The 26,161-nt window shown below is 72.0% G+C and carries 18 protein-coding genes, 1 tRNA gene and 2 pseudogenes; 7 read left to right on the forward strand and 14 right to left on the reverse strand.

Annotated features, from left to right (window positions below):
* Positions 1 to 2: 2 nt before the first annotated feature.
* The 3 genes from DDW44_RS20860 to DDW44_RS20870 are packed head-to-tail and all read right to left on the reverse strand — an operon-like array spanning position 3 to position 2,649.
* A complete protein-coding gene (locus DDW44_RS20860) occupies positions 3 to 743 on the reverse strand; it encodes an amidohydrolase family protein (protein WP_108907349.1) in 741 nt (246 codons plus the stop codon).
* Positions 743 to 1,519: an amidohydrolase family protein gene (locus DDW44_RS20865; RefSeq protein WP_108907350.1), complete on the reverse strand. Its 777-nt coding sequence runs from the start codon at positions 1,517 to 1,519 to the stop codon at positions 743 to 745. The genes DDW44_RS20860 and DDW44_RS20865 overlap by 1 nt, the downstream gene beginning before the upstream one ends.
* Complete coding sequence (locus DDW44_RS20870) at positions 1,516 to 2,649, reverse strand: DegT/DnrJ/EryC1/StrS family aminotransferase (RefSeq protein WP_244224074.1); 1,134 nt, start codon at positions 2,647 to 2,649, stop codon at positions 1,516 to 1,518. The genes DDW44_RS20865 and DDW44_RS20870 overlap by 4 nt, the downstream gene beginning before the upstream one ends.
* A gap of 177 nt (positions 2,650 to 2,826) precedes the next feature.
* Between DDW44_RS20870 and DDW44_RS20875 the strand changes: the two genes are divergently transcribed.
* Entirely contained in the window at positions 2,827 to 4,086 is a 1,260-nt protein-coding gene (locus DDW44_RS20875; RefSeq protein ID WP_108907351.1) for a hypothetical protein, read from the forward strand.
* 106 nt (positions 4,087 to 4,192) lie between these two features.
* The gene (locus tag DDW44_RS20880; RefSeq protein WP_017950064.1) at positions 4,193 to 5,278 is read left to right on the forward strand and encodes a mandelate racemase/muconate lactonizing enzyme family protein; all 1,086 of its coding nucleotides are present in this window, start codon (positions 4,193 to 4,195) and stop codon (positions 5,276 to 5,278) included.
* Positions 5,279 to 5,530: 252 nt separating this feature from the next.
* Here the strand turns inward: DDW44_RS20880 and sbnA are convergent, their stop codons facing one another.
* The 11 genes and pseudogenes from sbnA to DDW44_RS20935 all read right to left on the reverse strand — a co-directional run bounded on the left by sbnA (position 5,531) and on the right by DDW44_RS20935 (position 20,172).
* Positions 5,531 to 6,622 (reverse strand): 2,3-diaminopropionate biosynthesis protein SbnA, encoded by a 1,092-nt coding sequence (sbnA, locus tag DDW44_RS20885; protein WP_027734533.1) that lies wholly within the window; start codon positions 6,620 to 6,622, stop codon positions 5,531 to 5,533.
* Positions 6,623 to 6,762: 140 nt separating this feature from the next.
* The gene (gene sbnB / locus DDW44_RS20890; protein WP_108907352.1) at positions 6,763 to 7,878 is read right to left on the reverse strand and encodes a 2,3-diaminopropionate biosynthesis protein SbnB; all 1,116 of its coding nucleotides are present in this window, start codon (positions 7,876 to 7,878) and stop codon (positions 6,763 to 6,765) included.
* Positions 7,875 to 8,882: a TauD/TfdA family dioxygenase gene (locus DDW44_RS20895; protein WP_108907353.1), complete on the reverse strand. Its 1,008-nt coding sequence runs from the start codon at positions 8,880 to 8,882 to the stop codon at positions 7,875 to 7,877. Before DDW44_RS20895 ends, sbnB begins: the two co-directional genes overlap by 4 nt.
* A 22-nt stretch (positions 8,883 to 8,904) precedes the next feature.
* Positions 8,905 to 12,546: a non-ribosomal peptide synthetase gene (locus tag DDW44_RS20900; RefSeq protein ID WP_108907354.1), complete on the reverse strand. Its 3,642-nt coding sequence runs from the start codon at positions 12,544 to 12,546 to the stop codon at positions 8,905 to 8,907.
* 12 nt (positions 12,547 to 12,558) lie between these two features.
* Positions 12,559 to 15,135 (reverse strand): Pls/PosA family non-ribosomal peptide synthetase, encoded by a 2,577-nt coding sequence (locus DDW44_RS20905; protein WP_108907355.1) that lies wholly within the window; start codon positions 15,133 to 15,135, stop codon positions 12,559 to 12,561.
* Positions 15,136 to 15,799: 664 nt separating this feature from the next.
* Complete coding sequence (locus DDW44_RS20910) at positions 15,800 to 16,411, reverse strand: hypothetical protein (RefSeq protein WP_108907356.1); 612 nt, start codon at positions 16,409 to 16,411, stop codon at positions 15,800 to 15,802.
* A 370-nt stretch (positions 16,412 to 16,781) separates the two neighbouring features.
* A complete protein-coding gene (locus DDW44_RS20915) occupies positions 16,782 to 18,137 on the reverse strand; it encodes a DUF2254 domain-containing protein (RefSeq protein WP_108907357.1) in 1,356 nt (451 codons plus the stop codon).
* Between the two features lie 335 nt (positions 18,138 to 18,472).
* Positions 18,473 to 18,586 (reverse strand): annotated as a pseudogene (locus DDW44_RS32885) (DNA-binding protein); the annotation flags it as partial.
* Positions 18,587 to 18,700: 114 nt separating this feature from the next.
* A complete protein-coding gene (locus DDW44_RS20925) occupies positions 18,701 to 19,447 on the reverse strand; it encodes a DsbA family protein (protein WP_244224075.1) in 747 nt (248 codons plus the stop codon).
* A 310-nt stretch (positions 19,448 to 19,757) separates the two neighbouring features.
* Positions 19,758 to 19,949 (reverse strand): annotated as a pseudogene (locus DDW44_RS20930) (DNA-binding protein); the annotation flags it as partial.
* A 151-nt stretch (positions 19,950 to 20,100) separates the two neighbouring features.
* Positions 20,101 to 20,172: transfer RNA gene (locus tag DDW44_RS20935), tRNA-Arg, on the reverse strand.
* Positions 20,173 to 20,626: 454 nt separating this feature from the next.
* On the opposite strand from DDW44_RS20935, the gene DDW44_RS20940 reads away from it, so the two are divergent.
* The 5 genes from DDW44_RS20940 (at position 20,627) to thrC (ending at position 26,004) form a co-directional block, all read left to right on the forward strand.
* Positions 20,627 to 21,052: a response regulator gene (locus DDW44_RS20940; RefSeq protein WP_037757822.1), complete on the forward strand. Its 426-nt coding sequence runs from the start codon at positions 20,627 to 20,629 to the stop codon at positions 21,050 to 21,052.
* Between the two features lie 55 nt (positions 21,053 to 21,107).
* Positions 21,108 to 22,136: an ArgS-related anticodon-binding protein NrtL gene (nrtL, locus tag DDW44_RS20945; protein ID WP_108907358.1), complete on the forward strand. Its 1,029-nt coding sequence runs from the start codon at positions 21,108 to 21,110 to the stop codon at positions 22,134 to 22,136.
* A gap of 13 nt (positions 22,137 to 22,149) precedes the next feature.
* On the forward strand, positions 22,150 to 23,541 hold the full coding sequence (gene lysA, locus DDW44_RS20950) for a diaminopimelate decarboxylase (RefSeq protein WP_018892829.1): 1,392 nt from the start codon (positions 22,150 to 22,152) through the stop codon (positions 23,539 to 23,541).
* Positions 23,542 to 23,637: 96 nt separating this feature from the next.
* Positions 23,638 to 24,930 carry a homoserine dehydrogenase gene (locus tag DDW44_RS20955; protein ID WP_017949965.1) on the forward strand — a complete coding sequence of 431 codons (1,293 nt, stop codon included), beginning with the start codon at positions 23,638 to 23,640 and terminating at the stop codon, positions 24,928 to 24,930.
* Positions 24,931 to 24,936: 6 nt separating this feature from the next.
* Positions 24,937 to 26,004: a threonine synthase gene (gene thrC / locus DDW44_RS20960; protein WP_017949964.1), complete on the forward strand. Its 1,068-nt coding sequence runs from the start codon at positions 24,937 to 24,939 to the stop codon at positions 26,002 to 26,004.
* Positions 26,005 to 26,161: the final 157 nt, after the last annotated feature.

Below are 26,161 nucleotides of genomic sequence, written 5' to 3' on the forward strand. Positions count from 1 at the left end.
CCTCAGGAGGCGACCTGGAGTCCGAACAGGTCCGCCGCGTTCCGCCACAGCACCCGGTCCAGTTCCGCGGGGGTGAACCCGGCGTCCCGCAGCACGCCCAGCGACCAGCAGGGGTCGATCAGCGTCGCGTCCGTGCCGAACAGCATCCGCTCCACCGGAACCCCGGCCTCCCGCGCGTAGGCGACCCGGCCCGCGTCGGCGGCGGTTCGGCAGTGCTCCAGGTACAGCCCCTCGCACGAGGCGGCTGCGTGCGCCGCCTCGCGCCAGGCGTCGCCGCCCGCGTGGCCCATGATCACCCGGAGTCCCGGGCGGGAGGCCACCATCTCGGGCAGCTGCAGGACCTCGCGCCCCCAGGTGTGCAGCAGCAGCGGTACGCCCGCCTCGGCGACCACGTCGAACGCCTCGGCCATCTCCCGCGAGCCGGGCAGCCGCCCCGGATAGTGCGTGTGGATCTTCGCCCCGACGAACCGCCCGGAGTCCAGGCAGCGGCGCAGATCCGCGGCGCTCTCCTCGATCCGGTTCGGGTTCACCACGGCGTACCCGTGCAGACGCGGCCGGGACGCCAGCTCCTTGGCCAGCGCCGCGTTCCCGGCGACCGCGTCGTAGACCACCGCCTCCGACGCCGAGACCAGCTGGAGGTCGATGCCGTAACGGTCCATCAGACGCAGGTTGTCGTCGGCGTCGCCGCAGGTGAGGTGGAACTGCCAGCGCCCCACATGGGCGTGCACGTCGATGATCGGCATCAGCTCAGCAGCTCCTCGATGTTCCCCGTGGCGACGGCGTCGCGCTCGTCGTCGGAGATGTCCGCGTACCGCAACCGCAGGGTCGCCGGCGAGATGTCCATGAACGGGGTGCGCGAGCCGAAGACGAGATGGCGGGCCCCCACCGAGTGCACCACCCGCTCGACGGAGTCGGGCCCCGACAGCATCCGTGTGGTGACCCGGAACCCCGGCTCCTCACGCGCCATCAGCAGGAAGTCCGCCAGCAGATAGGCGTGCAGGTCCAGGAAGACCACATCGGCGCCCCGGTCCATCAGCGCAGGGCCGTAGCGCCGCGGGTCGCCGTCGTGGAGCAGCACCATCCCGCGCTCCAGGGCCAGGCCGACCACCCGCCGGTAGCCGGGGAAGCCCGGGTCGGCGGCCTGCTCGACGGTGAACAGCCGCAGGAAGCGCACCCCCGCCGCCGCCAGCTCGTCCAGCCGGTCCTCGGCGGTCATCGCGTCCCGGACGTCGACGGTTCCCACCGGCAGCAGCTCCGGGCAGTCCGCCAGGTCGCGCAGCGTCTCCTCGTTGCCCGCCCGGTCGTCGAACAGCGGCCCGCGCGTGGACAGGGCCAGGGCGCCGCACACGGGGGAGCGGTCGAGGCGCCGGCGCACCTCCGCGAGCGTGACGTCCCGGTGGTGCCGGGGCCACGGCCCGTACAGCACGTCCACGTCCCAGCCGATCTGCTCCCGCGGAGACGGTGTCAGCCAGTCGTACGCGGGCGTCCGGTCGCGGTCCACGGCCGTGCTCGTGCTCATCGCGCTCCCACCCCGCCCAGTGCCCGGGCGATCCGGTCGACGTCGTCCTCGGTGTACCCCTCGTTCCACTGGAGCACCAGCAGCGTACGGCCGATCAGCGTCTCCGCCCGGGGACACGGGCCCGGCGGATGCCCCGAGAGTGCCGGATTGGCGTACAGCGGCCGCTCCAGATAGCCCGGCAGCGCGGGTACGCCCACGGCCTGAAGACCCTTCGCCCAGCGGGAGTTGTCGTCCACCAGCAGCGGCATCACCCACCAGGCGTGCCCGGCCCGCCGCGACGGGAGACGGACCCCGGCGGACGGGCCGAGCCGCTCCACGGCCGCCGCGAACCGGGCGGCCCGCTCCCGCCGCACCCGCACGACCTCGGAGACCCTGGCGAGCTGGGCCCGCGCGACCGCCGCGACGAGCTCCGTCATCCGGTAGTTCAGTCCCATCGTGCGGTGGATGCGGCCCTCCGCGCGGTCCCAGCCCTTGTCCATGAACAGCCGCATCCCGCGCGCCAGTTCCGGATCGTCCGTGATGCTCAGACCGCCGTCGCCCGCCGTGATGTGCTTGTACTGCTGGAGGCTGAAGCAGGCGATGTCGCCGACGGTGCCGAGCAGCCGGCCGTCCTCGTCCTCGCCCAGCCACGCCTGCGCGCAGTCCTCGACCAGGAGGAGCCCGTGCCGGTCGCAGACCTCCCGCAGCCGGGCCACGTCCGCCGCGCCGCCGAAGAGATGGACCGCGACGACCGCCCGGGTGCGGGGGGTGATCGCCGCCTCCACCGCGTCCGGGTCGAGGGTGCCGTCGTCGGCCCGTACGTCCGCGAACACCACCCGGGCGCCCTGGGCGAGGATCGGCGCGACCGTCCCGAAGTCCGAGATGGGGGTGGTGACGACCTCGTCCCCGGGGCCCACCCCGGCGGCCGCGAGCGCGAGATGCAGGGCGGCCGTGCCGGAACTGGACGACACGGCCTCGGCGCGCCCGTACAGCGCCGCCATCTCCGCCTCCAGCTCGCGGGCCTCCCGGCCGAACGCCCCGCACAGGACCGCCGAGTCGAGGACCCGCAGCACCGCGGCGCGCTCCTCCTCGCCGAAGGTCCTGCCGCGCGGTTCGAGAACCGTGGGCAGTGGCATTTCCCGTTGCGGCATCGGGGGACTATCCTCTCGGCAGCACACGATTATGGCCTGGGCCGAAACTAGAACCCCGGTGGTCGGCCGTCAATCACGCGCGGACCGGCCGCGGGACGCGTCCCCGGCCGCCCCGCCGGCAGGCGCGCCGGCCCCCGCAGGTCGTCCGCGCGACCTCAGCAGAACGGAGACCGGGCCATGCCGCTCACGGTCGGCGTGATAGGTCCCGAGGACCTGGTCCACAAGGTGGTCGCGGTCGGCGGCGAGGCGGGGCGGGGCCGGCTGCTGCCGCTCCCGTACCGCCACGAGGACGAGACCACGGACATCGTCACCGGCGCCGGTTCGGCCGCGGACGCCCTGCTGTTCACCGGAGTCGTCCCGCACGGCCTCGCCGTCGCGGCCGGCGTCCTGGACCGCCCCGCGATGTACGTGCCCTACAGCGGCGCCACCCTGCTGCGGGCCCTGGTCGAACTGCTCCGCCTCGGCCACGACGTCTCCCGCGTCTCCATCGACACCCTCCGCCGCGACGAGGTGCTGGAGACGCTCACCGAGGCCAAGCTCCCCACCGAGCACATACGGGTGCTGCCGCACCGGCCCGGCCTCACCTCCCAGGACCTGGTCGACTTCCACCTCGGCGCCCGCGACACCAGGGGGGCCCGGGTCGCGATCACCTGCCTCGGCTCGGCGTTCCACGTGCTGGAGCAGCGGACCCACGCGGTACGGCTCGCCCCCTCGCGGCACTCGATCCTCGCGACCCTCCAGGCGCTCGCCCTCGCCACCGCGGGTCGGCAGAGCGGCGACGCCCAGGTCGCCCTCGGCGTCATCGACCTGCCCGGCGCGGACGACCGGTCGGCCGACGACCGGCTGGCCGACGACGTGCGCGTCCTCGGCGGAAGCCTCGCCGCCCTGCCCGACGGCCGGCGGCTCGTGGTCACCACCCGGGGTGTGCTGGAGAAGGCGACCGACCGGTTCACCCGCATACCCTTCCTCGACGGCCTCGCCGCCCGGCACGGCACGGCCCACATCGGCTTCGGCGTCGGCCGCACCGCGGCCGAGGCGGAGGCCCTCGCGCGCCGCGCGGTGAACCGGGCCCGGTCGGTGGGGCCCGCCGCGGGCGTCGTGTCGATGACCGACGACGTCGACATCGTCATCGACGGCGCCGCCGCGGACGGCGGCGGGGAGACGGGCGGCGGGACCGCCCCGCCCGGGGGAGCGGCCCTGCTGGCGCGCCGGGCCGGCATCAGCCCGCAGACCCTCGACCGGCTGCGTGAACTCGCCTCCGGGGACCGGGGGGAGGGGCTCACGGCGCATGCGGTGGCCGAGTACCTGTCCGTGCAGCAGCGCACCGCGCGCCGGATACTCAAGCGGCTGGAGCGGGCGGGCGCGGCGGTCCCCACCGGCATCCGCCAGGAGGGGCAGACGGGCCGGCCGCCGATCGTCTACCGGGTGCGGCTGTAGCCCGGGAGGACGGCCGTGCCCTCCACCGCCGTCCGTTTGCGTACGGCCGCCGTGCGGGAAGTTACGGTCCGGACCGAAACGAAACCTGCGAAGGAGCTGAGCCGGCTTGAAGATCGCCTCGTTCCACACCCGAGTGGTCCGCGCCCCCTACCGCCGCCCGTTCGCGATCAGCAGCGGAACCAGCCCCGAGCTCGTCAGCCTGCTGGTGGAGGTACGCACCGCCGACGGGGCGTCGGGCTTCGGCGAGGCCTCGCCGATGACCCCGTACACGGGGGAGACCCTGGCCGGGCTGCGGGCGGCCCTCACCGAGCACGCCGCGCCCGCCCTCATCGGCCGGGACCCGCGCGATCTGGCCGGGGCGCACGCCGCCATGGACGCCGCGATCCGCGGCCAGCACCTGGCCAAGGCCGCGCTCGACCTCGCCCTGCACGACCTGGCGGCCCGCGCGGCGGGCTGGCCCGCGCACTTCCTCCTGGGCGGGGCCGTGATGCGCCGGGTGCCCACCACCTGGGTCGTCGGGCTCGGCGGTGTCGCGGAGAGCGCCGAGGAGGCCGCGCGGTACGCCGAGTGCGGCTTCCCCCACATCAAGCTCAAGGGCGGTGAGGACCCGGACCGGGACGTCGAACTCGTGTCCGCCGTACGCAAGTCCGTTCCCGACTCGGTGGCGCTCTCCCTCGACGCCAACGAGGGGTACGCGCCAGGCAGCGCGCTCCGTACGGTCGCGCGCCTCTCCGACGCCGGACTCGACCTCGTCGAACAGCCCCTGCCCCGCTGGGACCTGGCCGGGCTCGCCGCACTGCGCGCCCAGGGCGGCGCCCGGGTGATGGCCGACGAGTCGCTCCAGTCGCTGCACGACGCGCTGGAGATCGTCCGCCGCGGGGCCGCAGACGTGCTCAACATCAAGATCCTGAAGGTCGGCGGCCTCCACCGGGCGCGTCAGATCGCCGCCGTCGCCGAGGCCGCCGGGCTCGCCGTGAAGATCGGCACCATGCCGGAGCTGGGCGTCGCCACCCTCGCGGCGGCCCATCTCGCCGCGGCCCTCCCGCACGCCACGGTCCCGCCCGACCTGGTCGGCCCCCTGCTCGTCGAACAGGAGCCGCTGGCCCCGGAGACCTTCGCGGCGACGGACGGCACGGGCCATGTCCAGCTCCCGGACCTGCCAGGGCTGGGACACCGGCTGGCGCCGCTGTGAACGGAGCCGCCCCGCGCCCGGGTGCCGGCGGCGGGCCGGTCCGCCGCCTCCGGCCGCGGACGCCGCTCACGCGCCCCGCAGCCCGCCCCGCCGCCCGCGCCGCCCGGGCGCCGGGCTGCCCGTCCGACTGACGGCACCGCGCACGCCTCCCGTGCGGGGCGCCACCGGCGCGCGAGCCGTGAGCGGTGCCGCAATCGGCTCACACGCGCCTTCCGGGGTACCCCAAAACCTCCCGTTCCCTCCGCGTGCTCATCACTCCCCGCTGCTCTTGCGCCGGTGGCGCCGACGGCCCCCGCGGCCGCCCGCCCGCAGGTGCGGGCGCCGCCCGCCCGGTGACGGTGCCGGAGGGGGCGCAGTGGGCAGGGACCAGGACCCGGTGGCCGTCAGCTCGGGGTCGAGGACGTCGTCACCGTAGAGACCCTGCAGCCAGTTGGTCTGGTAGACGGTGTCGAGGTAGCGCTCGCCCAGGTCCGGCGCGATGGCCACGGCCGTGCGCGGGCCGTCGCCGTGCTCGGCGAGCCAGCCCATCGCGCCGCTGACGACCGTGCCGGTGGAGCCGCCGAACAGGAACCCGCGGCGGGCCAGCCGGTGGCAGGTCCGGATGGTGTCCCGCTCCTCGACGCGGATCACCTCGTCCACGTAGGACTCGTCGAGCAGCGGGGGACGGATGCTCATTCCCAGCCCGGGGATCATCCTGCGTCCCGCCTCGCCGCCGAAGGTCACGGAGCCGACGCTGTCCACCGCGACGATCCGCACCGGCCGGTGCCAGTCCCGGAAGAAGCGGGCGCAGCCCATCAGCGTGCCGGTGGTCCCGGCGCCGACGAACAGCGTGTCCAGCTCCGGGAACCGGCGCGCGATCTCCGGCGCCGTCCTGCGGTAGTGCGCCCTCCAGTTGCCCGGGTTCGTGTACTGGCTGAGCCACACGTACCGGCGGTCGGAGGCGCACAGCGCACGGAGGTAGTCGATCCGCGCGCCCAGGAAGCTGCCGCTCGACTCCTGACTGGCGATGACGTGCACCTGGCTGCCCAGGGCCTCCATCATCAGCCGGGTCGTCAGGTTGCAGCGGGAGTCGGTGACGCACAGGAACTTGTAGCCCTTGCTCGCCGCGATCATGCTCAGCGCCACGCCCAGGTTGCCCGAGGAGGACTCCACCAGGATCGAATCTGGCGTCAGGACTCCGTCCCGCTCGGCGGCCTCCACCATCTCGATCGCGGCCTTCAGCTTGATCGAGCCGGCGAAGTTGAAGCCCTCGCACTTCAGGAAGAGCGCATGCCCGAATATGGACTCGAGGTCGATGTAGAGATCGTCTTCGTTGAAGTCCTGGGGAACGGAAATGACAGGCACGATGGCCTCCTCATCTGCAGCGGGCCCGTGGGGCCCCTGCGTCAGCGGCCGTGGTGTCGTCCGTAGCAGCTACGGAGACCTGACCCTTGATCTCTCCTGGGACCAGTCCTGCAATGAGCCTCCTCATCGGTCCGGGCCGCTCAGCCGTACCGGCGCAGTTCGTGGAAGAAGCCGTCGACGACGTGCAGCCCGCCGGAGCGCGCCACCTCGTCGTAGACCCATTTGCCGACCGCGAGGTCCAGCACCCCGAGTCCGAACGGCGAGAAGACCACCGGCCGGTCCGCCGGGAGCGACACCCGCCCGGCGATCACGTCGTCGAGCGTGCCGTTCAGGAAGGCGCGGCCGCCCGTCAGGCGCTCCGCCAGGTGCGGGGACGTGTCGGCCCTGAGGCAGTGCTCGACGTCGTCCACCACGTTGGCCGAGGCGAGCAGCACCTCCGGGGCCAGATCGCGCAGCGAGACGTGCAGCACCAGCGGGTTGTGCGCGAACCAGGACGGATCGCCGACGTGCGGTCGCGCGGCGACGGTCGCGAAGACCACCAGGTCGCTGAAGCGGATCAGCTCCTCGGGATCCTCGTGCACACTGATCCGGCCCGCGGTGCCCGACTGCTCCAGATAGCAGCGGAACCCGGCCGCGCTCTCCGGCGCGATGTCGTGCACCCCGATCTCGTCGAAGGACCAGCCGGTGCCGGCCAGGAAGGTGTGGATGTAGCGGGCGATCAGGCCGGTGCCGAAGAACCCGACCCGCGCCGGCCGCCCCGCCGCCCGTCCGCGGCTGAGCCGGTCCGCCGCCAGCGCAGCCGAGGCGGCCGTCCTGGTCGCGCTGATGATCGAGCTCTCCAGGCAGGCGAACGGGTAGCCGGTGTCGTGGTCGTTGAGGATCAGCACCGCCGAGGCCCGGGGGAAGCCCGCCGCCACGTTGTCGGGGAAGCTGGAGATCCACTTGATGCCGTCCACGCCCGCCTGCCCGCCGAGCGACGCCGGCAGCGCGATGATCCGCGAACCCGGCCGATCGGGGAGACGCAGGAAGTACGAGGGCAAACTGTCCGTACGGCCCTGGCCGTGCAGCCGGTAGGTGGCCTCGACGAGCTCGACGATCCGCTTCTCGTGGCCGCGCAGCGCCCGCTGCACCTGCTCACCCGGGATCACCGCGAACGAGGGCGCGGCCTCCGCGGCGTCCGGCACGCCCGGGTCGTGGGGGTGGTGCTTCGCGGATTCCATGGCGGACTCCGTCCCGCTGGATCGGATGGTGTTCACCGGGTTCTCACCTCGACGGTCGGCGAGCAGCCGGACAGCGGCACCGGATCGGCCAGACCCACGAGGATCTCGCGGGGTCCTTCGTAGGGTTCGCGGCTGTGGGCGGTGCGGATGTTGTCGACGATCATCAGGTCGCCGGGCTGCCAGGGTTCGCGGGCGGTGTGGGCCTCGTAGACCTCGTTGAGGGTCTGTACGACGTCCTCGCCGACGGGGTCGCCGTTGCCGTAGCGGGTGTTGAAGGGCAGGCCGTCCTCGCCGTAGACGTCGATGAGGTACTCGCGGACCTCGGGGGCCAGGGTCCACTCGTTGAGGAAGGCGATCTGGTTGAACCAGCAGCGCGCTCCGGTGACCGGGTGGCGCACGACGGCGCTGCGGCGCTGGCGGGTGCGCAGTCCGCCGTCGTCCTGCCAGGTGAAGTCGATGGCGTTGGCGCGGCAGTACTCCTCGACGGCGCCGCGGTCGGCGGTGCCGAAGGCCTCGGCCCAGGAGGCGCCGATCTCGTCGTTGTAGCTGCGGGTGAGGAGCCAGCCCTCGCGCTCGAACCGCTCCACCATCGCCGCGGGGAGGGCCTCCAGTACGGCCGAGGCGTCCGAGACCCCCGTCACCCCGCCGGAGCCGGGAGCGGTCAGGCACGCGAACATCATCATGCCGGGGAACGTCAGCGCGTAGCTGAGTTCGTGGTGCATGCACATCGGCTGGTTCGGCGGCCATGTGGTGGAGGAGTACACCCCGTCCCGGTACGGCTCCCGGGCGGCGAAGGCCTCCCGCTCGCTCATCAGCGGCCCTCCCGCCAGCTGCTGGAACACCGCGCCGACCTGGTCCGCCTCACGCAGCCCCAGACCGCGCACCAGCACCGCGCCGCGCTCGGCGACGAGGGAGCGCAGCGCGTCCCGCTGCCCGGCCGCCCAGCTCGCCGCGTCCCCGGGGGACTCGACGCGCAGGACCGGGGGCCTGCCCGGCCGCGACTCCACGTCGAGCAGTGACGCCTGGGATGAGGAGGACATCTCTTTTCCTTTCGGTCGAAGCTCAGGAGGGGGCCGGCAGGACGGTGGCGCGGAGCACGGCGCGCGCCGCCTCGGCCGGACGGGTGCGGAGGAACCAGTGGCCGCCGTCGGGCAGCTCGTACACGTCGACACGGTCGGCCAGCAGCTCCCAGTCGCGGCGCCGTTCGGGGGATGCGGTAAACGGGTCGTCGGCGGCCACGACGACGGTGACCGGCGCGGACAGCTTCACGGCGGGCGGGGCCTCCAGGAGGCCGGCGAAGTAGCGGTGGGCGGCCACGCAGTCGTGGCGGTAGGCGGCGCCGATGTGCTCGGCGCGCTGGGCGTCCAGTTCGCCGAGTGCGGTGTGGCCCAAGTCGGTGCTCAGCCCGGCGGCGATCTCGGCATCGCTTCCGCGCGAGAGCCGCTCGACGGCGGCGCGCCGCTCCGCCGCCCCGCCGAGCAGCTGCGCTGCGAGGAACACCCGCCCGACCCCGACACCGCGCTGCTCGAGCCTGCGCGCCGTCTCGACGGCCGGAGCGGTGCCGGAGGAGTGGCCCCACAGCAGCACCCGGGACAGGCCGAGCCCGATGATCTCGTCGACGACCCGGTCGACCACCTGCTCCAGCGGAGCGAACGGCTCACGGGCGGCCGCCACGTCGTGGCCCGGCGGCTCGACCGCGTACACGGCGGGTCCGCGGCCGCCCAGGGCCCGGGCCAGCGGGTGGAAGTTCACCGCGTTGCCGCCCGCGTGCGGGAAGCAGACCAGGGTGCCTGCCTGCGCGTCCCCGGACTCCGACAGGCGCTCCAGCAGGCCGTCCGCGGCGGTGCGGCGAGTGCCGTGTGTCGTGCTCGGGGTGCTGGGAGTGCTGGGGATGCTCGGGGGCTTCGCGGTGCTCGCGGCGGTCTCAGCGCTCGGGGTGTTCGGGGTGGGTTGGTTGGGGGTGTTGGGGGTGGTGGGTTGGGGGTCGAGGAGTGTGGCGAGGTCGGTGAGGACGGGGTGGCGGGTGACGTCTTTGAGGGTGATGGCGCGGTCGAGGGCGATGGCGAGTTTGACCGCGGACAGGGAGGTGCCTCCGCGGTCGAAGAAGTGGTCGCCCCGGCCGATCTGCTCCGGCGGGATACCGAGCACGGCCGACCAGGCCGCCGCCAGCCGGCGTTCCGCCGGGGTGGTGGGTGCCTGCCGACCGCCGCCACCGCCGCCACCGCCGTCGCCGTGGCCGTGGCCGTGGTGGTCGTGGTGGCCGGTGGTGGGGGTGGTTTCCAGGGTGCGGGCGAGCGTGGTCAGCGCCTTCTTGTCGACCTTGCCGTTCGCGGTCAGCGGCAGCTCCGGCCGCCAGTGGAACACCGCGGGCACCATGTACGACGGCAGCACCCGCCCCAGCCCCTCGGCCAGGACCGCGCCGTCCAGCGCCGCGGGTGCGGTGTAGAACGCCACCAGCCGCGTACCGGCCGGCCCGGCGACCGGCACCACCGCACCATCACGCACCCCCGCCACACCCAGCAGCGCGTTCTCCACCTCACCGAGCTCGATCCGGAACCCGCGGATCTTCACCTGCGCATCCCGCCGCCCGAGGAACTCCAGCCTCCCCGACACATCCCAGCGCCCACGGTCCCCACTGCGATACAACCGCTCACCCGGCCGCAACGGATCCGCCACGAACGCCGCCGCCGTCCGCTCCGGATCATTGACATACCCCCGCCCCACACACACCCCGGAGAACACGATCTCCCCCGGCGCGCCCAGCGGCACCGGCCGCAACCACTCGTCCACCACATACACATGCACATTGGCCACCGGCCGCCCCACCAGCACCCGCTCCACCACCCCCGTGATCACCTCGTGGTTGGTGTCGTCACACGTCTCGGTCAGCCCATAGGCATTCACCAGCACAACCCCCGGCTGCACCGCGAACCACCGCTCCACCAACTCCCGCTTCAACGCCTCCCCCGTCACCGACACACACCGCAACCCCTCCAACCGCCGCGGCGCGTGCTCCAGCGCACTGACCACCGCCTCCAGATACGACGGCACCACCTGCAGCACGTTCACCCCGGCACCGGCCACCGTGTCCACGAACCGCGGCACATCCAGCACCACGTCCTGCTCCACCAGCACCGTCCGCCCACCCACCAGCAGACCCGCCAGCAACTGCCACAACGAGATGTCGAAACACTGCGGCGCGACCTGCGCCACCACGCTGCCCTCGGCGATCCCCAGATCCTCGATCTTCGCCAGCAGATGGTTCACCAACCCCGCGTGCTCACACATCGCCCCCTTCGGCTCACCCGTGGAACCCGACGTGAAGTAGATGTACGCCAACTGCCCCGCCCCCACCGGCACCCCCACATCACCCTCCCCATGCCCCTCCGCATACGCCTCCTCCACCAACACCCGCACCACCCCACCAACCCCACCAGCCCCACCAGCGGGATCGGCCGGATCAGCCGAATCGGCGGGATCGGCCTGATCCGCTGAGCCCGCCGGATCAGCCGGATCGGCGGGATCGGCCTGATCGGCCTGATCGAGCAGGGCCAGCGCCTCGTCCAGCGTCCCGGTACTCCCCGCCTCGCTCAGCACCACCCGGCACCCCGCCCGCGCCAGCACCGCCGCGATCCGCCCCGCCGGGAAACGCGGCTCGATCGGCAGATACACCCCACCCGCCTTGAACACCGCCAGCACCGACGCCAACCAGTCCGCATTCCGCTCCAACACCACCCCCACCACACCCTCCCCCTCCACCCCACGCACCCCAAGCGCCCGCGCCAACCGATTCGCCCGCCCGTTCAACTCCCCATACGTCCACACCCGACCCCCATCCACCACCGCCACCGCATCCGGATGCGCCCGCACCCGCTCCTCGAACAACTCATGCACCCGCAACCCCGGCAACTCCCGCCGCCGCCCCGCCAACCCCCCCACCTGAAACGCCACCTCCCCCTCCGACACCAACGACCCCGGCACCCCATCCACACCCGCCACCAACTGCCCCAACGCCGCCACGTGATAGCCGGCAATCCGCCCCGCAGCCTCCCCATCCAACACATCCACCCGATACCGCAACCCCAACACCACCCCACCCCCACCACCATCAGCACCCCTCACCGACACCCGCAACACCACCCCAACCCCAACCCCACCCACAGCCTCAACCCCGCCCCCGCCCCCGCCCCCGGCCCCGGCCCCGTCCGCGTCCCCGTCCGCGCCACAGGCATCACACTCCACCTCGAACAACGACCCCCCGAACCCCAACTCCTCCGCCAGCCCCTCCACCGGGAACTCCCGATGCCCCACCACCCCCGAAGCCACCCGATCCGCATCCCCCACCAACTCCCGCCAGGAACGCCCACCACCAGCCGCCACCCGGCACGGCAACCCCCGCCCACCCCCCACCGGCACCCAACCCGTCACCACCTCGTCCTCACCCGACAACACCGCCAGCACCCGCGCATGAGCCGCCAACCACAACGACGACACCGGCACACCCAACACCCCGGCCAACCCCCGCAACCCACCCACCAACTCATCGGGGACGGCCAGCTCGTACGTTCCGAATTCACCGGCTCCGGGCGCCGGAGCGGCCGCCACCCACCGCGGCACCGCAGTGAAGCCGCCCGGCCCCAGGACCGCGCGCCAGAACTCCCGGCCGGCGTCCGTCCGTGCCGTGTGTGCCGCCTGCGTCTCCATCGGTGAGCTCCCTCAGCCTCGCCCGGGCGCCGGTTGCCCGTGCTGCGCGCTGCCGTTCAGCGCGGCGGGCCGGTAGGCGTTCCCGCGTGCCTCGGCGGCCGGGTTCCCGACCCACCGTGCGTGCGCGGGCACCTCCTCGCCCTTCATCAGGAAGGCGTCGGCGGCGAGCTGCGCGTGGTCGCCCATCGTCACGCCGTAGTGGACGAGGGCGTTGACGCCGAGGGTGCAGCCGGTGCCGAGGACGCTGTGGTCGGACTTGAACGTGCCGTCCTCCTGCGAGTGGCACTGGATCGTGCTCCCCTGGTTGAGCGTGCAGAAGTCGCCGACCGTGGTCAGCGTCCGCTCCGTGAAGCCCGCGCCGTCGTCGAAGACCCGCTTGCCCATGCGCACGCCCAGCATCCGCCACAGCAGCGTCTTGTACGGCGTGCCGCTGAAGAGCTTGAGGTACTGCTCGGGAACCTTCCAGAGGCGCTCGTGCCACCAGAAGTACGGGTCGTAGATGGAGCAGATCTTGGGCTCCAGCGGGCGGAAGCGGGTGATGAGTCGTTCCGACAGGGTGAAGTAGCACCCCGTGAACACCAGGGCGATCGCGAGATACAGAGCGATCACCACCGAGCCGAACACGCCGAACACATCGAGGGTCGCCAGTCCGCACACCGTCAGCACGAACGCGTGCACCCAGCGCAGGAACAGCCAGAAGGCCATGGTGCGGCGGTTGTACCGGTTCTTCGCGGCCAGGTTGCGGCGGAACTCCTCGCCGGTTCGCAGATGGTCGAAGCGGGTGTCGCGCTCGACGGTCCGCGGGACCTCGAAGCACGGCGCGCCCAGCAGGCCGGTGCCCTCGCGGACCTCGCCGTCGAGCGGGATCATCACCTTCGTCGCGAGCAGGGTGTTCCCACCGGTCCTGCCGCCCGCCGGATACGCGATGCTGTTGCCGAGGAAGCTGCGCGGGCCGATGACGGCCCGCGAGACGCGAAACGAGGTCCCCGAGAACTCCGCGTTCATGACGGACAACCCGTCGGCGACCATCGTGCCGCTGCCGACGGTGGTGAGGTACGGGGACTCGTGCTGCACATGGGTGCCGAAGTTGGACCCCGTCTGCTCCACCTTGGACAGGTCGTAGCCCAGGAAGCGCAGGTAGTGGACGATGTACGAGCTGTCTCCGAAGAGCCAGCCGAAGAACTTGACGTTCGTCATCCGCGCGATCATCCGGTGCAGCGAGTACTGCAGGCCGTACAGCGGATAGACCTTGTCCGGCTTGATCGTCAGACTGAGCAGCCTCGGCACGGTGAACTGCCAGACCAGGCCCAGGACGATCGCCCCGAAGAAGAGGACGACGGACAGGATCAGGGCGTCGACGTACAGGGTCGACGACGTGAGCTGTGCGCCGGGGTCGAGCAGCCGGCTCAGCAACGGGATCTCCGTCACCACGATGTACGCGCCGCCGATTGCCAGCGGGATCGAGAACGCGAACAGCTGGAGCACGCTGCCGAGTCCGAACAGCGTCCGCCGCAGGCTGCCGCAGCGCGCCGCCGGGACGCGCACGTAGTCGACGTCGGTGCGCTCGGCCGGGCAACCGTGCCAGCGCTCGCCGTCCGGGACCGCGTCACCGCTCTGCAGGGCGGACGCGTGACCCAGTTGGCTGCGGTCGCCCATCGAGGTGTCGATGTCGAGCACGGTCTTCTCACCGACGAACGCGTCCCGGCCGATCGCGACCCGGCCGGTCTGGATGCGTCCGGCGTGGGCGCGGTAGCCGGCGAAGTGGGACTCCTTGCGGATGACCGTGCCCGCACCGATCGTCACGAGATCGGTGCACACCGGAACGCTCTGGGAGAGAATGGTGACGCCCTTTCCGATACGGGCGCCGAGGGCACGCAGATAGAGCACATACAGCGGATTCCCGACGTAGAACCTCATCGGGTTCGCGTTGACCAGTACCTTGACGGTCCAGAACCGCAGATAGGCCAGTCCCCATACGGGGAACTCCTGTGGTTTCCAGCGGCCGACCAGGATCCATTTGGCGGCGATCGGGAAGAGGCAGAGCACCAGCATCGCGGCGCTGCCGAAGACCAGGGACCGCAGATAGAGGTGCAGCAGGCCGGAGCCCCGGGAAACCCACTCGAAGCCGCGGACGGTGACGGTGCCCATGGCGAAGCAGTAGCCGAGGAAAACCAGGGTCTGCGCCGTACCGCACAGCAGGTACGCTTTCCTGCTCACCGGTGTGACGGTCTCGGCTGGTTCGGACGCCGGCATCGATTCGGCCGCGGGCGCCTCGTCCACCAGTGCGGTCGCCAGACTGCGGATCGTCGGGTACCGGTAGATGTCCTTCATCGACACCGAGGGAAGGCCGTCGCACTTCCTGACCCGGGCGCAGAACTGTGCCATGACCAGCGAGTTGGCACACAGGTCCTCGAAGAAGTGGCTGTCGACCGATATCCGCTCGGCCTTCACCAGGCCGGCCAGCAGTTCGGCGAAGTCCTTCTCGGCACCTGCCGTTCCCGTTCCCGTCGCCGGGCCGTCGAATCGGCGCTGGGTGAGCGCCGAATCATCCGGCTCGGGCGTCAGGACCTCGACAGACTTTTCCACCATGCGAGCTCCTTGAGGAAATGCCGGTCGCCATCGTCCCTGCGCCCGGCACTCGTTGTCCTCACGCTCCGGTGGATGGCCGGAGCGAGCAATCCGGAAGTCACGCGGTCGTGAGCTCTTCTCCGGTCACAATCACGATCACAGTCTCCGCCGTGTATCACGGTGCTGCCACTTGGACTTGCTCTCGGCGGACTGCCCTCGACATGACGGAAAGGCTGATGACTCCCGGCCACGGAACCGCCGGTGACCGGCAGTCCGGTCACCGCATCAAAGCTGTTGTCATCGTCGGCAGGAGGCGACGTCTCCCGTGCCGACCGCTGGTCACGGCCGCCCCGGAGGCGCTTGAATCGCACCCGTCTGGTATTCGGCACCAGCACCCGAACGGATGGGAAATTTTTCAATCAAATGTCTTCGAAGTTTCGGGGAGGATTTCGGCCGGACGGGTGAGATCCGGGTGGGAGACGAGCCGGCCGGGTCGAGTGAGGCGCACCCGGGGTGGGGAGGAGGCCGGACACTCAGGCTCGGGCGCCCCTGCCCCCGGGGCGTACCAGGGGGGCGAGGGGGGGACACTGCGTACCCCGGCATCGGCCACCTGCCGGAGGAAGCCCCTGACGGCCGTCGCACGAACGGCGTACCGCGGCCCTGAGCGGCCGCCGACCGGGGGCGCCTAGGGAATCCGCATACTGTCGACGATCTCCCGGTGCGTCTTGTCCAGTGCCTTCTCGTTCGCCTCCGGGCCGACGGTCACGGCCTGGACGAGGTACCGGTCGCCGTCGACGAGAAGGGTGGACCCGGTCATCCGCTCCCCTTCGTCCGTGGCGATCCGCGCATCGAGCGCCGGCCGGCCCTCGACCGTCGTCATCTCGGCGCCCGTGCTGATCAGCGAGGCACCGGTCTCCTGCTTCATCCCCTCCACGAAGGCCTGGAGCTCGGCCTCGAGCCGTATGTCGTAGGAGTCCGGGACATCCGTGACGGCGAAGACCACGAAGCCCTCCCCGGTCTGGACCAGGTACCCGCGGCTGGTCACGTCGTGGCCGAGAACGCGCTCGGTGTGCTTTTCGACGGTCGCCTTGCCGGGCAGGTCCACGGTGATCCCCGTGGGGGCGTCGGTGGTCTTCACCCACCCCGCGCGAAGCTCGGCCCGGATCTCGGTGACGGCACCGGCACGCGGTGTGACGGGAGCGGCGCCGGCGGTGGAGGACGCGACCACGCCTCCGGTGACCGCGGCGGCCGCGAGGGCGGACACCAGCAGGCGCCCGCTCCGGATGGTGGGGGACATGAGAATCACTTCCGTCGGGAGGGGTGGCGAGGGACGAGTCGGAAGCGACCCGGGGCGGTCGGCGAAGCGCCGACCGACGGGCCGAGCGGTCCATCCGTCCCGGTTGGGCCCGCACCTCCATTACGCCGGGACGGCCGGCGGACGTCATGACCCGAGATCGCGTGGCAGGGGGGTTTCGGGACTTGACAGCGGCTCCGGGATCCGAACGGGCCACGGAGCCGTGACCGCCGTGGACGATCCTTGCCCGCGGACCGGCGGCAGCGCGGTGGTTCCGGCGCTGAACCCGGTCACGTCCTCGGCTCAGCGCGGGACCGGGAAAGTGGTCGCGGCAGGCCGACCCGCGGTCAGTGCCGGGGGTCAGCGTCCGTGGTCAGTGCCCGCGGCCGTGAGCCCATCGTCCGGCCAGGGCCTCGCCGACGGACTCGGTCAGCCCGGCGAGCCGGTGGCGCTCGGTCGCGTCCAGGTCCCCGGCGTCGATGGTGGCGCGCAGCCGGGCGAGTGCGGCGGTGATCGGCGGGTTGTGCTCGGGGGTGCTGCACCAGGCGAGTTCGCGCAGCAGCATCGCGATGCGGGCCAGCACGGCGGGCTCGGCGGCGCCGTAACGCAGGGGCTGGTCCACCGCCAGGCCCAGCAGGTCGCCCAGGTCCGGGCGCCGCAGCACCACTCTGACCTGCTGGTGGTCGTCGCGCAGCAGCCGGGGGCCGAGGTCGCGGCCCACCATCTCGCACAGCAGGGCGGAGGAGTGGGACAGGGCGTGCACGGCGGTGGTCGGGTCGTTGATCCCGGGGGAGAGCGCCTTGGCGGCGATGTCGGTGAGCTGCCGGAGCCCGAAGCCGACGTCCTGGAGGTCTGTGCGTTCGGCACCGGTCCGCACCGCCCCGGAGACCTCTTCGGCCAGACGCGTCCGTGTGCCGGGGGAGAACGGCTCTCCGGAGCGAGGCCAGGCGGCACCCATGGGTGTGCCGGCGATCAGCGAGCTTCCGGGGTGGCGGTCGACGACCACGACGGCGTCGGTCTCGACGGCCAGGTTCAGCAGGGCCGCCTCGTCCACCTGGGTGAGGAAGCCGGAGGCACCGGCGGTCAGTGTGAGCGCGCTCGCGGGCGGTTCCGGTGGTGCGACCGGGGGGTTCCCGGCTGCGGGGTCCCCGGAGTCGGCCTCCCGCTTCTCCGGGAGGAGCCGGTGAAGGGTGCGGTCCGCATCGGAGTGGACGCTTGTCATCATCGTCTCGACCCGGATCTCGCGGGCCAGGTGGGACAGGAACAGCACCAGGGCGAGCAGGCTCGCCAGGGTGAGCACGAGGGCCACGGTGACCGACACCTGGGGGACGAACTCGCTCCGCCCGTCCTCCTCGCCGGTGCGGACGCTGCGCAGCACGGTCAGGGCGAAGGTGAACGTCGCGAGGAAGAGCGCCAGGGTCGTCTGCACGTACCGGTCCGCGGTGAAGGTGCGCAGCAGACGCGGGGAGAACTGGCTGCTCGCCAGCTGCAGCGTCAGCACGGTGAGCGAGAACGTCAGCGCCGTGACCGTGACCAGCGAGCCGGCGATCGCCGCCAGGACCGAGCGCGCGGAGTCCGAGGTGCCGCTGTACAGGTAGGTCCTGAGCCACGACGGCATGTCGCCCTGGAACCGCCCGTCCAGCAGGGGCAGCCCCACACCGGCGACGACGGCGACTGCGACGCCCAGTGTCGGCAGCGGCCACAGCTGGACCCGGAGCTTGTCACGCATCGGTGCGACACCCGCGGGCGGGGGAGCCGACCGGGGCGGAGCAGGTCCCCGATGCGTGGAGACGGGTGGAGCGCTTCGGCATCAGCACAAGATCAGGCTACCGAATACGGCAAATGGGGCACCTTCTGCTCTCTGGCCGCATCTTCACGCTCTGCGGCAGGAGCGGCTCCGCAGGTGTTGCAGAAGCGCCCGGCATGGCCGTCGCCGGGGAACGCGGGGCACCGAACTGCGGATGGCAGTCACCGTCCGTGCTTCTGGCGGCGGAGGCTGGGGCATCGCCAGGGCCGAGGGCGCTCCGCTCGTCGCGCACCCGACCGTGTCCGCTCCCGTCCGCAAACCTGCACCGGCCCCGGCGCGGCGAGGGCGGTGGCCGCGAGCATGGCGTCGATCGCGTGCTTGTGACCGTGGAGACCGGCGTCGGCGAGGAGAGCGGCGGCGTGACGGGCCACGTTGATGGCGCTCATTGAGAACGACCATGCCCTACTCGAGGCTGACCCCACACCTGCTCAGTGGATCTCCCCACCCACAGGGAGGGCAGCCCCGAGGGGCGGCCCCGCCCTGTGTCACCCGGTCTGTGGCTGGTTGTGAGCTGAGTTCAGGAGCAGGCCGAACAACTTCTCCTCGAAGAGCCAGCCGTACTGGTCACCCGTGATCTGGGTGCCGTTGATGGCGACCGTGGGGGTGCCGGGGCCGCGTGGATCGTCGCCACCGGCTGCCTCGTACGTCCTTTCAGATGCGGTGACGAAGTCTCTGTACTTCATCGTCGTCACGGCGGAGTCGAAGGTCTCGCTCCGCAGCCCCTCGACCTGGCCGGCCAGTTCCAGCAGGGAGGCAGTGGTGTAGCCGCCTGCGAGTTCGTTCTCGGCCATGCTGTCAAAGAGCACGGCGTGGTACTCGGTGAACTTGCCCGCGTCCAGCGCCGCACGAAGGGCGTTGACTGCCCTCTTCGAGCCGTCGCCTCCCATGCGGTCATCCCTGAAGGACGCGAAGGTGTACTCGGTCTTGGCCTCGCGGCGCAGCGTCATCTCGCGCAGCGCCGGGGCACCGGTCGCCTCGAACTCCTCGACGACCGGGCAGCGTGGGTCCTCGTACAGCCGAACCGTGGTTGCCGCGGCCGGGTCGCCCACCACGATCGTCGTGCCGTCGGCAGCCAGATTCTCCGGCAGTTCCTCGACACCTGCGTAGGACGCTGGCCGAGGTGCGCCAGCGCCTTTGCCATCCGTAGACTGTGCCTTCGGTGCGCAGCCCGCCACCATGAGCACAGCAACTCCGACCGCCGTTGTAGCGGCCAGCCCTCTTACGTTTCTCACCTGCGGATTCCCTCCCCTTGACCGCGCAGACTCTAGACGCTCCAGGTCACGAATCGAACAGCGAATTCGGCCGCTGGACCAGGCTTTGGGTTGTCGGCGCGCCGAGCACGCTCCTTCTCACTCATCGGTTCACCGGAGTGCTCTCTCCAGGGCTTGGGAACAGCACAGGCGGCCCCGGCTCACAAGGCGCGTGAAGCTCGCCACTCCGTTGAACACCGGAACGAGTGGGGCGAAGAGCAGCCCTGGCCGTTTGCAAGGATTCTCATCACGGTTCGGTGATCGGTTCGATGACCACACGGGAGAGCGCCTATTCCAGGGCCGGGCGGTTGATACGGGAGTGGGCCACTTCAACGAGGGTGGTCGCGGAGATGATCACGCGCAGGTCGTCGGCGCGGCCCAGGGTGAGCCGGCCGGTGACCATACGGTCGCGCGGCACGGCTCTGGCCGGTCCTTCGCTGTCGAGGACCAGAGCGCCGCCGGGGGTTGCGGGGGACCGGGTCACGCGGCGCTCGCTCGACGCCGTGTCTGCTCGCTTCGTGATCGCGATCCGCGAGTACCGACGACAAAGAGCGGGACCCAGTGAGACCGGGTCCCGCTCTTCATACGTGGCATCCGCCCTGGTCAGCGCATGATCTCTGCTGATCCTGGGCGAGTGCCCCCGGCAGGATTCGAACCTGCGCACACGGCTCCGGAGGCCGTTGCTCTATCCCCTGAGCTACGGGGGCGTCCGCCGCTCTCGGCGGCGACGGGTAGAACCCTACCAGCTCCGATGGGGTGCCCGTGAACAGGTATTTCCAGCCTGTGACCGAGGGACCGTCGCAGAGCGTCCGCGGCGGTTCATCGGCCTTCCCGATCCCTCAGGACCGCCCACCCCGCCGCGCTCCCGTGTTCCTCCCCGAAGCACCCGCCCTCGCCGACCAAGGGAGCTGCCCCCGCCGTAAGTGACCTCCGCGCACCCGGGCCCTCCGCACCTCCCCGCGCGCCCCGAACACGCCCGGCTCCGGGGCGCGGTGGAACCGGTGGAGCAGGTGGAACCGGTGCATCCACGGCCGACGTTTCGCCCTCCGCTGGCCCTTTACCCGCCCGCGGCGCACCCCCTCGCGCCCCCCGGACGGGTCAGAAGTGGGGAAAAGCCGGACGCGGACGCGTTCGCGGACCTACTCTCGAGTTGTGTCAGGCGTGTCCGGCCGGGTCCTCGTCGTCGACGACAACAGGGTCATTCGGCAGCTGATCAGGGTCAATCTCGAGCTGGAGGGCTTCGAGGTCGTGACCGCGGCCGATGGTGCCGAGTGCCTGGAGGTCGTCCACGAGGTGCGGCCGGACGTGATCACCCTCGACGTCGTGATGCCGCGGCTCGACGGCTTGCGGACCGCCGGGCGACTGCGGTCGGACCCCAGGACGGCGCGCGTGCCCGTCGCGATCATCAGCGCCTGCACCCAGGACGAGGTCGACAAGGGCATCGCCGCGGGTGTGGACGCCTTTCTCGCCAAGCCCTTCGAACCCGCCGAGCTGGTCCGGCTGGTCCGGCGGCTGATGTACGGGGAGGGCCCGCCGTCCGTAGACGGCAGGCATGGCGCCGGGAGGGCGGGGAGCGCGAGGGGCTGACCGGATGGCGAAACCGGTTCGCGATCACACCCCCTCCCTCCCATACGCTTGTCCCGTGACCCCCGCAGACCTCTCCCGTACCGTGCTGGGCGCCGTGCGCCGCGCGGTCGAGGAGGGCGCCCTGCACGCACCCGTGCCCGAGCGGATCAGGGTCGAGCGTCCCCGCCCCGGAGGCCGCGGGGACTACGCCACCAATGTCGCGCTCCGGCTCGCCGGGCCCGCCGGCCGGCAGGCACGCGACGTCGCCGAGGCGATCAGATCCCGCATCGCAGGCAGCCCCGGCATCGCCCGTGTGGAGATCACCGGTCCCGGATTCCTGAACTTCACCCTCGGCGCGGACCCGGCCGCGGGGCTCGTCAGAACCATCGGCGAGCGGGGACTGGAGTACGGCCATGGCCCCGCCCTCTCCGGTGTCCGCTTCGGCTTCGCGCCCGTTCGCGAGCTGCGCGCCCGGGTGATCACCGACACCGTCGTGCGGCTGCTGGGGGCCCAGGGCGCCGCGGCCGCCGTCGAGCCCGACGGCAGGGAGCGGATCACCGCTCTGCCCGCCCGCGACGACGCGGTCTTCGAGCGCGCCGGCCGTGACGCCGCTCTCTGGGCGCTGCTCCGGCCCGCCGCCCACGACCAGCCCCTGCCGGCCGCCGCCCTCCTCGTACAGAAGGAGCCGAACGCGCTCTTCCGGGTCCGATACGCGTACTCCCGCAGCCGGGCCCTCGTGCGTGCGGCCGGTCGGCTGGGCATCCCCGTCTCGTACGAGCCTGACGTTTCCGCCCCGGGCGATGCGGACCAGGCTGCCGTCGTCTCCGCCGCAGGCGGGGCGGGCTCCTCCGCCCTGCTCGCCGCTCTCGGCGACCACCCCGCCGTCCTGGAGTCCGCCGCCCGGCTGCGCGCCCCCGACCGCCTCGCCCGTCACCTCGAGGCGACCGCCGATGCCCTGCTCGGCCTCCAGCACACCGTGCTGCCCGTCGGTGACGAGAAACCCTCGGCCGCCCACCGCTCCCGGCTGGCCCTAGCCGAAGCCGCCGGGACGGTGCTGGCCGGTGGCCTGGCCCTGCTCGGCATCAGCGCACCCGAACACCTGTAGATGTGAGAGAAGAATGAGCCGTTCCGCACACCCCGCCGGGCCCCGGTACGCCGACGTCCTCCCCGAGGGCCACTACGCCGCCCCGCCGGCCGATCTCAACGCGCTCGACGGGAAGGTCTGGTCGCGTACCGTGCACCGCGGTCCCGGCGGCGCCGTCAGCGTGGCCGGTATCGACGTCACCCGGCTCGCGGAGGAGTTCGGCACCCCCGCCTACGTCCTCGACGAGGCGGACTTCCGCGCCCGCTGCCGCGCCTGGGCCGACGCCTTCGGCAAGGACGCCGACGTGTTCTACGCGGGCAAGGCGTTCCTCTCCCGCGCCGTCGTGCGCTGGCTCGACGAGGAGGGGCTCAACCTGGACGTCTGCTCCGGCGGCGAGCTGGCCACGGCGCTGGACGCCGGGATGCCCGCCGAGCGGATCGCGTTCCACGGCAACAACAAGTCCGTCGAGGAGATCGAGCGGGCCGTCGCCGCCGGGGTCGGGCGCATCGTCCTCGACTCCTTCCAGGAGATCGTCCGCGTCGCGCACGTCGCGCAGTCGCTCGGCAGGCGCCAGCGCGTCCTGATCCGGGTCACCGTCGGGGTCGAGGCGCACACCCACGAGTTCATCGCCACCGCCCACGAGGACCAGAAGTTCGGCCTCGCGCTCGCCGGCGGCCAGGCGGCCGAGGCGGTCCGGCGGGCCCTGCGGCTCGACGGGCTCGAGGTCGCCGGCATCCACTCGCACATCGGCTCGCAGATCTTCGACACCTCCGGGTTCGAGGTGGCCGCCCACCGGGTGGTGGGGCTGCTGAAGGAGGTCCGCGACGAGCACGGCGTCGAGCTCCCCGAGATCGACCTCGGCGGCGGTCTCGGCATCGCCTACACCTCCGCCGACGACCCGCGCGAGCCGCACGAGATCGCCAAGGCGCTCGGCGAGATCGTCAGCCGTGAGTGCGAGGCGGCCGGCCTGCGCACGCCCCGCATCTCCGTCGAACCGGGCCGGGCGATCGTCGGGCCGACGGCCTTCACGCTGTACGAGGTCGGCACGATCAAGCCGCTCGACGGGCTGCGGACGTACGTCAGCGTCGACGGCGGCATGTCCGACAACATCCGCACCGCGCTGTACGACGCCGAGTACAGCGTGGCGCTGGTCTCGCGCGCGAGCGACGCCGAGCCGATGCTGGTCCGCGTCGTCGGCAAGCACTGCGAGAGCGGCGACATCGTCGTACGGGACGCCTTCCTGCCCGCCGACCTGGCGCCGGGAGACCTGATCGCGGTGCCGGCGACCGGCGCGTACTGCCGCTCCATGGCCAGCAACTACAACCATGCGCTCCGCCCGCCCGTCGTCGCCGTGCGCGACGGCGAGGCCAAGGTGATCGTCCGGCGTGAGACGGAGGAAGATCTCCTGCGTCTGGATGTCGGTTAATGAAATATATGTCTCAGAATCCGGACGAGGCGAGGAAAGCCCCGTGCGGTGGGTGAGACTGGTTCGCACCCTGCTTGATGAAGGAATCGAGGTCGGATGATGCGTACGCGTCCGCTGAAGGTGGCGCTGCTGGGCTGTGGAGTGGTCGGCTCAGAGGTGGCGCGCATCATGACGACGCACGCCGGCGACCTCGCCGCACGGATCGGGGCCCCGGTGGAACTCGCCGGGGTCGCCGTCCGCCGCCCCTCCAAGGTCCGTGAGGGGATCCCGCAGGAACTCGTCACCACCGACGCCAAGGCGCTCGTCGCGCGGGGCGACATCGACGTGGTCGTCGAGGTCATCGGCGGGATCGAGCCCGCCCGTACGCTGATCACCACCGCCTTCGAGCACGGCGCCTCGGTCGTCTCGGCGAACAAGGCGCTGCTCGCCGAGGACGGCGCCACGCTGTACGCCGCCGCCGAGAAACACGGCCGCGACCTCTACTTCGAGGCGGCCGTGGCCGGTGCGATCCCGCTGATCAGGCCGCTGCGCGAGTCCCTGGCCGGCGACAAGGTCAACCGGGTCCTCGGCATCGTCAACGGCACGACGAACTTCATCCTCGACAAGATGGACACCTCCGGCGCCGGCTACTCCGAGGCGCTGGACGAGGCCACCGCGCTGGGGTACGCCGAGGCCGACCCGACCGCCGACGTCGAGGGCTTCGACGCCGCCGCCAAGGCGGCGATCCTCGCCGGTATCGCCTTCCACACCCGGGTGCGCCTGGACGACGTGTACCGCGAGGGCATGACCGAGGTCACCGCCGCCGACTTCGCCTCCGCCAAGCAGATGGGCTGCACCATCAAGCTGCTGGCGATCTGCGAGCGGGCGGCGGACGGCAGGTCGGTCACGGCCCGGGTGCACCCGGCGATGATTCCGCTCAGCCACCCGCTGGCGTCCGTCCGCGAGGCGTACAACGCGGTGTTCGTCGAGGCCGAGGCGGCCGGCCGGCTGATGTTCTACGGCCCCGGCGCCGGCGGTGCGCCGACCGCCTCCGCCGTCCTGGGCGACCTGGTCGCCGTCTGCCGCAACAAGCTCGCCGAGGCGACGGGGCCCGGCGAGTCCGTCTACACGCAGCTGCCCGTGAGCCCCATGGGCGAGGTCGTGACGCGGTACCACATCAGCCTCGACGTGGCCGACAAGCCGGGCGTGCTCGCCCAGGTGGCGACGGTCTTCGCCGAGCACGGCGTGTCGATCGACACGGTGCGCCAGACGGGCAAGGACGGCGAGGCATCGCTCGTCGTCGTCACCCACCGCGCGCCCGACGCCGCCCTCTCGGGGACCGTCGAGGCGCTGCGCAAGCTCGACACCGTGCGCGGTGTCGCCAGCATCATGCGGGTTGAAGGAGAGTAGGGACCCATGAGCACTCGCACTCACCAGTGGCGCGGCATCATCGAGGAGTACCGCGACCGGCTCCCGGTGACGGACACCACGCCGGTCGTCACGCTCGGCGAGGGCGGTACGCCGCTCGTCGCCGCGCAGTCCCTCTCCGAGGCCACGGGGTGTGACGTTTATCTCAAGGTCGAGGGTGCCAACCCGACCGGGTCGTTCAAGGACCGCGGGATGACCATGGCGATAACCAGGGCCAAGGAGGAGGGCGCGAAGGCCGTCATCTGCGCCTCCACCGGCAACACCTCGGCGTCCGCCGCGGCCTACGCGGGCCGTGCGGGGATGGTGTCCGCGGTGCTGATCCCGCAGGGCAAGATCGCGATGGGCAAGCTGGGCCAGGCGCTGGTCCACGGGGCGAAGATCCTGCAGGTCGACGGCAACTTCGACGACTGCCTGGTGCTGGCCCGCGGCCTCTCCGAGAACTACCCCGTGGCGCTGGTCAATTCGGTGAACCCGGTCCGGATCGAGGGCCAGAAGACCGCCGCCTTCGAGATCGTCGACGCGCTCGGCGACGCGCCGGACGTCCATGTGCTGCCCGTCGGCAACGCCGGCAACATCACGGCGTACTGGAAGGGTTACCGGGAGTACGCGGCGGACGGCGTGTCCGCCCGCACTCCGCGTATGTGGGGCTTCCAGGCGTCCGGTTCCGCGCCCATCGTGCGCGGCGAGGTGGTCAAGGACCCGTCGACGATCGCGACCGCGATCCGGATCGGCAACCCGGCTTCCTGGGAGCTCGCGGTGGCGGCCAAGGACGAGTCGGGCGGCTTCATCGACGAGGTGACTGACCGTCAGATCCTGCGTGCCTACAAGCTGTTGGCCTCGCGTGAGGGCGTCTTCGTGGAGCCCGCCTCGGCCGCCTCGGTGGCCGGCCTGCTCAAGGCCGCCGAGGAGGGCAAGGTCGACGCCGGTCAGCGGATCGTCTGCACGGTCACGGGCAACGGCCTCAAGGACCCCGACTGGGCGGTCGCCGGAGCGCCCCAGCCGCTGACGGTCCCGGTGGACGCCGCCGCGGCGGCGGAGCGGCTCGGGCTCGTCTGAGCCGCTCCGGCCGGGTTCCGCCCGCGGGGCGGTGCCCGGTGCCGCGCGACGGGTACCGGGCGGGCGCGGACGCCGGTCGTACGGGGCCGCGGCACCGCGCCGTACCCGGTGCGGACGTGCCTCCCACCTACCTGCGGGCGCCGCACCCGCCGGCCGC

The sequence above is a fragment of the Streptomyces tirandamycinicus genome, from assembly GCF_003097515.1.
Lineage (GTDB): Bacteria > Actinomycetota > Actinomycetes > Streptomycetales > Streptomycetaceae > Streptomyces > Streptomyces tirandamycinicus.